We start from the raw sequence: 12,415 nt of genomic DNA on the forward strand, positions 1-12,415 counted from the left end.
CCTGACCCCCATCACGTTAATGATTTAACGCGTTGGGGGACAGGCCCCAATCCATTGATCGACCCAATCTTTTGCTTCTTGCCAATTGTGCACTCGAATTACTTTTTCGGGAATCGGTTTGCGATTATATGGTGTATCAAATAAGATGACAGGGATATCTAGTTCGTTTGAGATTGCGACGGCATTATCATGTTTGTCTTCGAAAAATAGATCAATGTCATATTTACGAGCCGTGCCTACTTTGTCATGTGAACCAATTAATTCAATATGGTGAAAATCAATTTCTTTGTCAAGAAACCATGTCTTCGTTATATCCATCACTCTATTACTTCGAGCGCTTATAAAATATAATTCATACTCGAAAAACCAATCATTCAATACAGATTTTGCACCGTCTGCTAAGGGGGACTGTGCACAAATTTCTGATTCTGTGTTGATATACCAGTCAGAAACAGCCCCTTTCGGTAAATCCAAACAATCGGTTAGCTCATACTCTGTTAAATCATCCAATGTAATGTTTATTTGAAACGCCTTATTGATATGTGGAATAAGCGATGTTGGGCATGTAACTGTTCCATCAATATCGATACCAAATCTTTTCTTCATAAAATCTCCTTCCACTGGTAATACTTCTTGTTGTGTTAAGAAAGAGGCTGTCATTAGACACCCTCTTTTACCTCCATATTAGCTGAGTTTTTTTGTTTTTCTTCTTCTTGTTTTTTATAGTAATCTTCAGCCATTTTATCGATTTCCTTTTTTAATTCATCGACCATTGTGGCTTCAGGGACCTTTCTTACGGTTTTTCCTTTTTTAAAGAGCAATCCCTCGCCACGTGCACCAGCGATGCCAATATCGGCTTCTCTTGCTTCACCAGGGCCATTCACAGCACATCCTAATACAGAGACTTTAATAGGAGCCTTAATGGTTTGCAAATACTCCTCAACCTCATTTGCGATTTTGATAAGGTCGATTTCGATTCTTCCACAAGTTGGACAAGAAACTAATGTGGCTGCATTCGCAATCAGGCCGAAAGATTTTAATAATTCTCTCGCAACCTTAACTTCTTCAACAGGATCAGCACTTAGAGAAACTCTTAATGTGTTTCCGATTCCCTTGCTTAGAATTGCTCCAAGACCAGCGGCACTTTTGACTGTTCCAGCAAATAATGTTCCACTTTCCGTGATTCCCAGATGTAAAGGATAATCAAATGCTTTAGCAGCTTTTTCGTATGCCTCAATGGCTAAATTTACATCAGAAGCCTTCATAGAGACAATAATATCATGGAAATCTAGGTCCTCCAGAATTTTAATATGATGAAGGGCACTTTCAACCATTCCATCAGCAGTAGGGTATCCGTATTTTTTTAGAATATTTCTTTCAAGACTTCCAGCATTCACACCAATGCGAATTGGAATTCCTTTTGCCTTGGCTGCTTTTACTACCGCTTCAACTCTCTCACGTTTGCCAATATTCCCAGGATTGATCCGAATCTTATCGGCACCCCCCTCGATAGCAATCAACGCAAGACGATAATCAAAATGAATATCCACAACAAGTGGAATATTAATTCTTTTTTTGATTTCAGAAATCGCGTTTGCTGCTCGCTCATCTGGACAAGCGACGCGTACAATTTGGCAGCCTGCTTCTTCTAAACGATTAATTTCAGCTACAGTTGCCTCGACATCATGAGTTTTCGTTGTCGTCATACTTTGGATAATAACTTGGTCAGCGCCACCAATCGTTAAATTCCCCACTTTGATGGGACGTGTTTTTGTACGATGTATGATTTCACCCAAGGGTTCTTCTCTCCTTTTTACATCAGAAAAATGAAATAAACGTAATGTCTTTTTTTAAACATCCTTTTTAAAATCTCTTACTATTCTATTGTAGCAATCTTTTAGGCTATTTGACAACATTCTACCTAGATTTAATCCGTTACCTCCGAATAGATTGGAAATGTATAGGTTTTCCCAATTTGAATTTGTTCAGGTTTGACACCATTATTTAATTGTTCAAAATCAGTCACAATTTGCTCGATGGCTACAGGTAAGGCTCCTTGTTGATGTGTTTCTAATATAGATAGCACAGTATCACCAGGCTGTATTGTTTCTGTAAACATCTTTTCTTCTTTTTCCTTAGGAATAGACGTATCTTCTTGTATAGTCGAGTTGGCTGAAATAGCGGGAAGTACCCCCACTGTTAAATCATGATAAACACTATATAAAATAATGAGGCTAGCGAATACAGCAATTATTTTTTTCATTGAACATAACCCTTTCTATCATCTTAATTAAGCTTATGATAGAAAGAGCAAAATTATGATTGTTTTTTCGAACGAGGCGTTTTGATAATCGCAAATAGGATATAAATGATAGAGAGGGCGACATCATATATAATCCCAAGTGGAATGTCGATTCTTGCCAACGGTAAAAGGGCAAATAGGACGGTTGGGAGAGTGATACTAAATGCTGTCAAGCGCCAAGCGTTTCGATAAGGCAATATACGATGACTCACTTTTGCGAATAAAAGAGCAATCCCAGCTAGAATAGATATTTTTATAAAGAGCAATCCAGAGTAGAGAACATATGTAAAAATAAGGTAAATAGGAATAATGATCACTAAACTGCCTTTGTCGAAATTTGTTGCTAGATGAGAAAAGTCGCGATCGATCAGTAATAGGTTGATCATTGCGGGTAAAAAGTAGATAATGGCTAGTATAAAAACGTATTTGATCGTTTTTCCAATATCAAGGAAACGAAATTTTGCTAAATCCTTAAAGGAATAGATTGATTTATAGAATAAGGTATAAATGGATAGATTTCTCATTGTATTCACGTCGCTTTCTATTTCTTTCATTGCTAAAGATATTATCATCGGGATTGAAGGGATATTCAAGAGAAAAGATTCTGAAACAATATGAGCAAATTATTTGAATACGGTTTCCGGTTCTGATAACCTTAAATTGGAAACCTTGAATCACGTTTTGATTCAAAATATTACATAGGGAGGAATTATGAATGGCATACGAATTACCGCAATTACCTTATGGATATGATGCATTGGTGCCCCATATTGATAAGGAAACAATGAACATTCACCATACGAAGCACCATAACACATATGTGACGAAATTGAATGATGCTCTCAAGGGGCATGAGGACTTAGCAAGCAAATCGGTTGAAGATTTGATTTCTGATCTAGATTCGGTTCCTGAATCTATTCGTACAGCTGTACGAAATAATGGTGGTGGTCATGCAAACCATTCATTGTTCTGGACACTATTGTCTCCTGATGGTGGTGGGGAACCAACAGGTTCTTTGGCTGAAGCCATTACTAGCAAATTTGGTAGCTTTGATCAATTTAAAGAAGATTTCCAAGCAGCTGGTGCTGCCCGCTTTGGTTCTGGCTGGGCTTGGCTAGTAGTTAATAATGGAGAACTTGAGATCACAAGCACTCCTAACCAAGATAGTCCATTAATGGAAGGGAAAAAACCATTGTTGGGCCTTGATGTATGGGAGCATGCATACTATCTAAAATATCAAAATCGTCGCCCTGAGTATATGAGCGCGTTCTGGAATGTTGTTAACTGGGATGCTGTACAAAAGCAATACGATGCGGCAAAATAAATAATTTTCTTTCGTAAAAGTGCGTGTTCAAAAAGGAGGATAAAAAGGACCAAGAAGTTCAAGGCGGCGAAGCCTTCGAGCAGCAGAATGTATGCATTTAGATACATGAGCAGCGCAGAAGCAAGCCAACGAAGAAATTCGCAGTGTCATTTTTACCGGACTTTTTGAACATCCTCTAAAAGGCTGTCGAGTTCAACTCGACAGCCTTTTTGCATGCTTCTTTAGGAAAGGAAAAAATTTAAAGTATAAATCTCTTTTCTTCACCAAAGCTAAGGAGAAGAAAAGGGGAGTTCTTCTATGCTGAAACTCAAAAACCTTTATAGTGGAATGGATATAACAAAAGACTTAATTCTGTTATTAATTGTCGGAGGCTTATATTCGCTTAGTATTGCTCTTTCCAATACTTTCGTGAATGTTTATTTGTGGAAACAATCAGGTAGTTATACGGATCTGGCGATATACAATCTTTCAGTTGTTGTAATGCAGCCCATTACGTTTATTTTGGCAGGGAGATTAGCGAAAAAAATTGATCGAGTGATTGTTTTACGGATTGGCGTGATTTTCTTAGCCTTATTTTTTATCGCTGTTTTACTAATTGGTGATAAAGCGGATGATTACTTAGTTGTTTTAGGTGGTCTACTGGGGATTGGCTATGGCTTTTACTGGTTAGCGTTTAATGTATTAACATTTGAAATTACGGAGCCGGAAACAAGAGATTTCTTTAATGGTTTTATGGGTGCTTTAACATCTTCAGGTGGAATCATTGGACCAATCACTGCTGGCTTTATTATTACTCGCTTCACATCTAATGCAGGATACACAATTATATTTGCAATATCTCTGGCCTTATTTTCTGCTGCGGTGGTCACTAGTTTTTTTCTCCAACGCCGTCCTTCTTCAGGTCGATATTTATTTGTAAAAGTGTTTCAGGAGAGAAAACGAAATAAGAACTGGAAGCTTGTGACCAATGCCCATTTACTACAAGGTATCCGTGAAGGGACCTTCGTATTTATCATATCGGTTTATCTCTTCATTGCAACGAATAATGAATTAGCACTAGGAACCTATGGGATGATTCACGCGGGGACCGCTTTTATTATGTATTCAGTGGCGACAAAGCTAATAAAAAAGGACAAAAGAAAGAAAGTGATGATCATTGGCGGTATGATCCTCTATGCCGCAATTTTTTTAATCTTTATAGATCCTACTTATGTTCGTTTACTTATCTATGGTGTAGTCATCGGCATTGCTTATCCACTAATGCTTGTTCCTTATTCCTCCATTACGTATGATGTGATTGGAAAAAGTCGTGCTGCTGCAGAAATGCGGATTGAATATGTCGTTGTCAAAGAGTTGTTTTTAAATGCAGGAAGAGTGATTTCCATTATTCTTTTTATTATCGCGATAAAGTTAATCAGTCCCGAGACAGCTATTCCGGCTATGCTATTAATATTTGGACTTGGACATACGTTAGCAGCTTTAGTTTTACAGAAACTGGAATTAAACTAAAAGAGCTTATACGATTTAAAGCTAGCTTCTCGCTCGTTTTTCTTTTACAATAAAGAGAGAAAATATAAGGGGAAGGGCTGGATCAGTTGGGAAAGAATAAGAAGAAAAAGACGCATATTCCACTTCGGATTAATTTATTGTTCTTTGCTGTCTTTATTCTCTTTGCAGCATTAATTTTCCGTCTCGGGTATGTCCAAATTGTTCATGGGGAAGATGCAAAACGAGAGCTGGATCGAACAGAAGATGTAACGGTCTCAACAAGTGTACCAAGAGGTTTAATCTATGACCGGGATCATCAGCCAGTGGTTGGGAATCAAGCAGAAAGAGCCATTACATATACAGCTCCGAAAAAATTCGACCAAGAAAAAACACTGGAAACGGCAAAGAAATTAGCGACATTAATTGAGCAAAAAACCGATAAAATTACAGAACGAGATCAGATTGATTTTTGGATATTACTTCATCCTGACGAGGCAAAGGCGAAGTTGACAAAGGAAGAATGGGATGAGTATAAAGACGAGAAAGCGGCCGAATTACAAAGAGAACGCGTGACAGACGAAGATTTAGCGATGCTTTCCGACGATGACTTAGAAGTGTTGGCCATCTATCGAGAATTCACAAAAGGCTATGCGCTTGATCCACAAATCGTCAAAAATAAAGATGTCTCCCTTGAGGAATTCGCAAGAGTAAGTGAAAATTTACATGATCTTCCTGGTGTAGACACAACGATGGACTGGCAAAGAACCTATCCATTTAAAGATACTTTACGTACGATTTTAGGCAATGTCAATTCCGGTCTTCCGGCTGAAAAATTAGCCTATTATGAAGCGCATGGCTATAGCCGTAGTGATCGGGTAGGAAAAAGCTATTTGGAATTACAGTATGAGGATGTTTTACAAGGACAAAAAGAAAAAGTGAAAAATGTGACCAAATCGGGACAAATTTTAGAAACAGATATTGTGTCAGAAGGAGCTCGTGGTAAGGATCTTGTTCTCACAACAGATATGGAACTGCAGCAAAAGGTTGACGAAATTATTGAAGATGAATTAAGGAAAACAAAAGCGAACTACGGCGGCACCCAATTATTAGATCGAGCGTTTGTCACCTTAATGAATCCTTTTACAGGTGAGATCCTCGCATTATCCGGGAAGCAATATACGTACGATGAGGATGAAAAGCAATATGTCTTTCGTGACTTTGCTTCAGGTAATTTCACCACTGCTTATGCACCGGGATCTGCGGTAAAAGGGGCAACCGTGTTAACAGGATTTATGACTGGAGTGAACAAGCCAGGTGATACTATATTAGATGAGCCACTATATTTCCACGGTGCTACAAAGAGTAAGAGTTCTTGGTTTAATCGTGGTGGTAGTAATCAATGGATGAATGAAAAAGATGCTTTAAGAAGATCTTCGAATGTCTATATGTTTAAAACGGCAATGAGGATAGGCGGAGTTTACAATTATAGTAGAGGCGATTATTTAAGTATTGATAAAGTAAAGACTGTTGAAAAAATGCGCTATTATTTTAATCAATTTGGCCTTGGGGCGATGACTGGGATTGATTTACCCGGGGAAATGCCTGGTTATAAAGGGGATATCGCAAACGCAAATGCAGGGAATGCACTTGACTTTGCAATCGGCCAGTATGATACGTTTACAAATTTACAGCTTGCGCAATATGTGTCAACGATTGCCAATGGCGGCTATCGGATGCAGCCACATATTGTTAAAGAAATTCGCGAACCAGGAGAGGGCGAAGAAAAACTTGGAGCGATTGCTCAAGAGATTAAACCAAAAGCATTAAATCGTATTGATGCTACTAAGGGTGAAATTGAAAGTGTACAAGACGGTTTTTGGAGAGTCGTTCACTCAAGTGGTGGAACTGGAACAGCTTTAGGAGAAAACGAATATAAAAAGCTTCGCATTGCTGCTAAAACTGGGACTGCAGAAACATATGACCAAGGACAAAGTGTGTGGAATTTATCTTTAGTTGCTTATGCTCCATATGAGAATCCGGAAATCGCTATGTCAATTATTGTTCCTTCCGCCTATTTGGACGGGGCCACTGAGAATAAAATTAATTCAGATATCGGCAAACGCGTGATGAAAGCCTATTTCGATTTAATGAAGGAAAGAGAAGACTAAAACAATAAGGATCTTCCGGGCGGAAACACCCAGAAAAAAGAAGCCTGCCATCACTTTACTGGATGGCAGGCTTCTTCTATGTCAACGTCTATTATTGCTTTGTCAACATATCTGAAATTTCCTGATAAGACATGTTTTGCTCCATTGTATATGTACCAGTGCGAATCTTGGTTTGCAATCCTTTGGCTTCTAAATAATTATTAAAGTCTCCCGAATCGTTTATGATTTTCGCTGCTTCTAATTGATCACTGATTTCCTTAGAGGCCATGCCTGCTTCAACTGCTAATTCAAAACTTGCTGGTTGCTCTTTTGATTTCTTCGTTTTTTCTTGCTCGCTTTCACTTTTTTGCTTTTTTTCAAGTTCCTTATATTTGCTTCTCCAATCACTTACCTCATTTTGTAATTCTTCAAGCTCAACCGCTGTAATATTCGCATCGTCAGACGAATTATTAGTTTCAGATTCTTTGTTTTCGCTAGGATTAAGATATTGGAAAGCAAATAAACAGATCGCTGATAGGAGAAGACCAATCGCCATCCCTCGTGTTCCTCTTTTATCCACGATGATCGCCTCCCAAGCTAGACTCGTAGGTTGCGAGAATCTGTTGAACATGGCTGATTGGAAGGGAGGACTGCTTTGAAATTTGCCCGAGGCTTAATCCTTGATGGTAAAGAGCAATTACTTGGTTTTTTAAAATTTCATTCGGTTTATTAATGGGTTCCTTCGTAACAAAAGATTCTTGGAAATCTGATGCTAACAGTTCTTCCTCTAATACCTTCACTCTTTTTTTTAGTAAATAATTTTCTTGTAAAAGCTTCATTGATACTTGCTCTAACTCTTTTTCCAATGCTTTTGTCCGATCAGGCTGAAACAGGGAGATAAGAAATAGTAGAACAGCTAGCGAAAGTAAAATAATGACCAAAGTATGCATAGTTCACCTCAAATAATTCATTGTTCTATTTATACCATATATCGACAAAATCCTCCATTTCTTAAAAGTTTTCTTCCTCATGCCTAGTGAATATTTCGTTTGAAAGTAGCGGGAGTCTATACCTACATCGCTTAATTTTGAGCAGAATAAGCTCAGTACATTCACTTAGTAAGCTTCTTCTTGATAAAAATAAAAACTTTGCTAAAATGAAACTGGAATTTCTCTTGTTTTAATGCTATTATATAAAAGTCGTATGAACAGTGAGAATGTACTAGTTTGGAGGGAAAGACATGCGCGTTAATATTACATTAGCCTGCACAGAGTGCGGTGATCGTAACTATATTTCAACAAAAAACAAGCGTAATAACCCTGACCGTCTTGAGTTGAAGAAATATTGTCCCAGACTTAAACGTGTTACTTTGCACAGGGAAACAAAATAATTGTTGCTAAAAAACGTCAGAACCATTGGGCATCCAGTGATCCTGGCGTTTTTTTATCCCGCATTAACTGGCTGTAAGACCCCCACTTCAAGAATTCGCGGAAAAACCTAGAATTGTAAGTGGGGGGATCAACAGCCAGTAAAACCCCGATCTGTTCGGGCCGACAGGAAGTTGGTCACTAAAGGCCTTGCGACGTACAGGACGTACTAGTGCGGGCGAAACGACAGGATGTCGTGCTTTGAGCCAGCCGACAAGACGTCGCGAATTTAGCCTTTGATCTTCTGAAATCAGTGGGGGATGAAGGAAAATCCCCACTGATTGAAGTTTCACTTTATTAGGAGCCGAAAATATGGAAAAAGAAACCCTAAGAAGAAAAATGTTACAAGCATTACGGGAATTAGATTCTTTGCAACATGCGCAACTGTCTTATCAAATAGGTGAACGATTATATCACACAAATGAATGGAAAAAAGCAAGAACGATTGGTATCACAGTATCGCGCTTTCCAGAAGTGGACACTTGGCCGATTATTCGTATGGCTTGGAGGCAAGGAAAAATTATCTCGATTCCTAAAAGTGACCCCATTCAAAAAGTAATGTCGTTTTATCAGCTTGAAACATTTTTACAAATGGAAAAAGGATACTCTCGTCTCTATGAACCAATTCCCGAAGAGACTAGACTTCAGCCAAAAAACGAAATCGATTTATTAATAGTGCCAGGGCTGACTTTTACAAAAGAGGGCTATCGCCTTGGATATGGTGGAGGCTTTTATGATCGTTTTCTAGGTGATTATCATCGCGATACGATGGCACTGGCCTTTATGAGGCAGATAAATGAAAGAATCCCGATTGAGCCATTTGATCTGCCCGTGCAAAAAATTGTAACTGAAAGCACGTTGATTGAATGTGTTAAAAAGAATAAAAAGTAGATTTCAACGCATGATATCTCTGAGGAGGGATGTTCATGATAAATTCGTTATTGCGCTTTTGTATTGTCTTTATAGTTGCTGTGCTGCTCATTCGTTTTCGGGAAAAAATCTTCGATTCAATTAGATATAACCGCTATTATAGAAATCTAGCCTCGAACCTTTGGATGAAATTGTCTAGTTAATTTAAAACACTTTCCTGCTGGCCCTGTACAGGCTGGCTTTATTTTTTAGTAAATATAGATTGTTCACCTCATTTTAATTCTGTTATAGTAAAGAGAAGAAAGAGTACCTAGGTTAGATGAAAGAAGGGAAAGCGGTTTGACTGGACGAGAGCATTTTTTGTTTTGGCGACTGGCCTATTTCTTTATGAACGAATGTGACTATCGCTTACTACGGATTAATAAGAACCATACAGAAATTTGGTTTGAAAATAGGCAAAATCATTCAGCTCGCATCATTAGAATCGTTCTTTCGAATATGGCTTGGGCCAACCGTTTCAATCGTGATCAACAGCAAACTGCGGAGCAAGGGGAAAGGCTTAGGAAACATTTATTTACTAGAAAATTAACGATTTTAAACCTCTATATAATGGAGTATTTGCCGATTGGCGAGCCAACCCAGGATCAAGTAATGAACGGAAGAACGACCGTATCATCTCTATTTATGACAAGAGAGGGTCTTGAGGATTCAACGAGCCAATTAGCAGGTTGTATTGGAAAGAAGCCAGTCTTATCGTTAAAAGATGAATATCAAGAGGCTGATGTGCTTCTTCTGGCGCAAGCAGTTTTAAATAAAGCTTCGCAGCAAGAAAAAGCAGATCAAAAGTTTTTTTCCGCATCGACACCTTTATTTACATATATATTTATTGCGATACAAGTGATCATGTTTATTTTGTTAGAACTATATGGAGGGAGTACCAATCCTGAGACTTTGATTTACTTTGGCGCTAAATTTCCTCCCCTCATTATTCAAGGAGAATGGTGGCGCTTAATCACGCCGATCTTTCTTCATATTGGTATTCTGCATTTGATCATGAATACGTTAGCACTATATTATTTAGGAACAGCCGTTGAGCGGATTTTCGGCAGAAGTCGATTTATCTGGATTTATTTATTTTCTGGTTTTATGGGAACGCTTTTTAGTTTTGTTATGAATCAAAATCTAGCGGCTGGGGCGAGTGGAGCCATTTTCGGTTGCTTTGGAGCTTTGCTTTATGTCGGTTTTGCTTTTCCACAACTATTCTTTCGTACGATTGGCCGAAATGTCCTGTTTTTCGTTGGTCTAAATTTAGTATTTGGTTTAATTGTCCCGGGAATTGATTATCAAGGACATATTGGTGGCCTGGTTGGCGGATTTTTTGCATCAGGTATTGTTCACCTTCCGAACAATAAAATAGTGAAAAACCAGATAACTTTCATGATAATACTAGGGCTCTTGACAAGTTTCATGTTATACTACGGCTATCATGTCTATTAACCAGAAGATGTTCAAAATGTTCCGATAAAAAACTCTATTCGAGCTTTTGGATTACACAAAGCACTATAACGATGGGATGAAGAATGAAAACTTTTTATGATGTTCAACAATTGTTAAAGAGATTTGGTCATTTTCTTTACATGGGTGACCGCATGCTTGATATGGAAATGATGGAAACAGAAATAAAGGAACTGTATTTATCAGGTCTAATAACCAAAGAGGAGTTGCATGAAGCTTTATTGGTTATAAGGAATGAAATGGTTCAAGAAAAAAAAGAAAAGAATGAAAAGTAGGGGATTAGAATGAAAGAGATGTTAGCAGGGATTGATATCGGAGGTACGACAATTAAATTGGCGTTGATTTCAAAAGCAGGTGAAATCGTCACCAAATGGGAAATTCCAACTGATAAAACAGATGGTGGAAAAGGGATCTTTAATGACGTAAAAAATGCAATCACAGAAAAATTAGCTGAGCTGCAAATTCCTTATGAAGCATTGAAGGCGGCTGGTGTTGGCGCTCCTGGACCTGTTGATACTGAAAAGGGAATTTTGGATGGGGCAGTCAATATTGGGTGGAAAGACAATTTTCCGCTGCGTGATCTTATGCAAGCAGCCTTACATATTCCCGTTGTAATTGAAAATGATGCGAATGTAGCTGCTCTTGGTGAAATGTGGAGAGGAGCAGGGGCAGGTGCAAAAGATTTAATTTGTATTACACTTGGCACTGGTGTTGGTGGCGGTGTGATTGTCAAAGGTGACATTATTCATGGTGCAAATGGTGCAGCTGGAGAAATTGGCCATATCACATCTGTACCAAGGAATGGTTATATGTGTAATTGTGGGAAAACAGGGTGCCTAGAAACAGTTGCATCCGCCACAGGAATCGTCCGAACGGCGAAGGATCATTTAGCGATCTATGAAGGTGATTCTATTTTAAAAGAGAAGTTACAAGTAAGTGGCGATCTTTCTGCAAAAGACATATTTGATGCCGCTAAAGCAGGGGATGCTTTAGCCAAAGAAACGGTTGGAGAATTAGCTGATCATTTAGGGCTCGCACTTGCCAATATCGGCAGTACCCTTAATCCAGAAAAAATTGTCGTTGGCGGAGGTGTCTCAAAAGCAGGAGAGTTTCTCATTAATGAAATCAAACAGGCATTTGTTCGCTATGCCTTTAAACCGGTTGCTCAGTCAACGGAAATTGTTTTAGCACAACTAGACAATGATGCTGGCATTGTTGGGGCGGGTTGGTTAGCAGCAAATAAGGGGGAATGAAGCTGCATTGATAGGATATAAAGTGAAACTTCAATCAGTAGGGGTTTTCCTTCATCCCCTACTGATTGTTAGTTGAACGAATCGGGCTT

Annotated in this window: 14 protein-coding genes; 8 read left to right on the plus strand and 6 right to left on the minus strand. The window is 38.5% G+C overall.

What is annotated here, in order from left to right; translation table 11 throughout:
• Positions 1–24 precede the first annotated feature (24 nt).
• The 4 genes from IPU53_RS19795 to IPU53_RS19810 form a co-directional block, all read right to left on the minus strand.
• Positions 25–606, minus strand: coding sequence for a 5' nucleotidase, NT5C type (locus IPU53_RS19795; RefSeq protein WP_207452784.1), 582 nt, complete (start codon positions 604–606; stop codon positions 25–27).
• 53 nt (positions 607–659) lie between these two features.
• Complete coding sequence (gene ispG, locus IPU53_RS19800; protein WP_242698450.1) at positions 660–1,796, minus strand: flavodoxin-dependent (E)-4-hydroxy-3-methylbut-2-enyl-diphosphate synthase; 1,137 nt, start codon at positions 1,794–1,796, stop codon at positions 660–662.
• Positions 1,797–1,927: 131 nt separating this feature from the next.
• Positions 1,928–2,263, minus strand: a complete 336-nt coding sequence (locus tag IPU53_RS19805; protein WP_207452729.1) for a hypothetical protein — start codon at positions 2,261–2,263, stop codon at positions 1,928–1,930.
• Between the two features lie 53 nt (positions 2,264–2,316).
• Positions 2,317–2,895 (minus strand): DUF1189 family protein, encoded by a 579-nt coding sequence (locus tag IPU53_RS19810; protein ID WP_207452730.1) that lies wholly within the window; start codon positions 2,893–2,895, stop codon positions 2,317–2,319.
• Positions 2,896–3,017: 122 nt separating this feature from the next.
• Here IPU53_RS19810 and sodA point away from each other — a divergent pair, with 122 nt between their 5' ends.
• From sodA to IPU53_RS19825, 3 genes are all read left to right on the plus strand, one after another.
• Positions 3,018–3,626: a superoxide dismutase SodA gene (gene sodA, locus IPU53_RS19815; RefSeq protein WP_207452731.1), complete on the plus strand. Its 609-nt coding sequence runs from the start codon at positions 3,018–3,020 to the stop codon at positions 3,624–3,626.
• A 297-nt stretch (positions 3,627–3,923) separates the two neighbouring features.
• A complete protein-coding gene (locus IPU53_RS19820) occupies positions 3,924–5,135 on the plus strand; it encodes an MFS transporter (RefSeq protein WP_207452732.1) in 1,212 nt (403 codons plus the stop codon).
• An 86-nt stretch (positions 5,136–5,221) separates the two neighbouring features.
• On the plus strand, positions 5,222–7,282 hold the full coding sequence (locus IPU53_RS19825) for a peptidoglycan D,D-transpeptidase FtsI family protein (protein WP_207452733.1): 2,061 nt from the start codon (positions 5,222–5,224) through the stop codon (positions 7,280–7,282).
• A gap of 91 nt (positions 7,283–7,373) precedes the next feature.
• Here IPU53_RS19825 and IPU53_RS25340 read toward each other — a convergent pair whose 3' ends face one another.
• Together IPU53_RS25340 and IPU53_RS19835 are read right to left on the minus strand one after the other, a co-directional pair.
• Complete coding sequence (locus tag IPU53_RS25340) at positions 7,374–7,841, minus strand: endolytic transglycosylase MltG (protein ID WP_207452734.1); 468 nt, start codon at positions 7,839–7,841, stop codon at positions 7,374–7,376.
• Positions 7,834–8,211 carry a hypothetical protein gene (locus tag IPU53_RS19835; RefSeq protein ID WP_207452735.1) on the minus strand — a complete coding sequence of 126 codons (378 nt, stop codon included), beginning with the start codon at positions 8,209–8,211 and terminating at the stop codon, positions 7,834–7,836. The genes IPU53_RS25340 and IPU53_RS19835 overlap by 8 nt, the downstream gene beginning before the upstream one ends.
• A 290-nt stretch (positions 8,212–8,501) precedes the next feature.
• On the opposite strand from IPU53_RS19835, the gene rpmG reads away from it, so the two are divergent.
• The 5 genes from rpmG (at position 8,502) to IPU53_RS19860 (ending at position 12,326) form a co-directional block, all read left to right on the plus strand.
• A complete protein-coding gene (gene rpmG / locus IPU53_RS19840; protein ID WP_207452736.1) occupies positions 8,502–8,651 on the plus strand; it encodes a 50S ribosomal protein L33 in 150 nt (49 codons plus the stop codon).
• Between the two features lie 349 nt (positions 8,652–9,000).
• Positions 9,001–9,579, plus strand: a complete 579-nt coding sequence (locus IPU53_RS19845) for a 5-formyltetrahydrofolate cyclo-ligase (RefSeq protein ID WP_207452737.1) — start codon at positions 9,001–9,003, stop codon at positions 9,577–9,579.
• A gap of 318 nt (positions 9,580–9,897) precedes the next feature.
• The gene (locus IPU53_RS19850; RefSeq protein WP_207452738.1) at positions 9,898–11,055 is read left to right on the plus strand and encodes a rhomboid family intramembrane serine protease; all 1,158 of its coding nucleotides are present in this window, start codon (positions 9,898–9,900) and stop codon (positions 11,053–11,055) included.
• 83 nt (positions 11,056–11,138) lie between these two features.
• Positions 11,139–11,348 (plus strand): YqgQ family protein, encoded by a 210-nt coding sequence (locus tag IPU53_RS19855; protein WP_207452739.1) that lies wholly within the window; start codon positions 11,139–11,141, stop codon positions 11,346–11,348.
• A 9-nt stretch (positions 11,349–11,357) separates the two neighbouring features.
• Positions 11,358–12,326: an ROK family glucokinase gene (locus IPU53_RS19860; protein ID WP_207452740.1), complete on the plus strand. Its 969-nt coding sequence runs from the start codon at positions 11,358–11,360 to the stop codon at positions 12,324–12,326.
• Positions 12,327–12,415 lie beyond the last annotated feature (89 nt).

This window comes from Bacillus sp. SD088 (assembly GCF_017355205.1).
Taxonomy (GTDB): Bacteria; Bacillota; Bacilli; order Bacillales; family Bacillaceae_C; genus Lederbergia.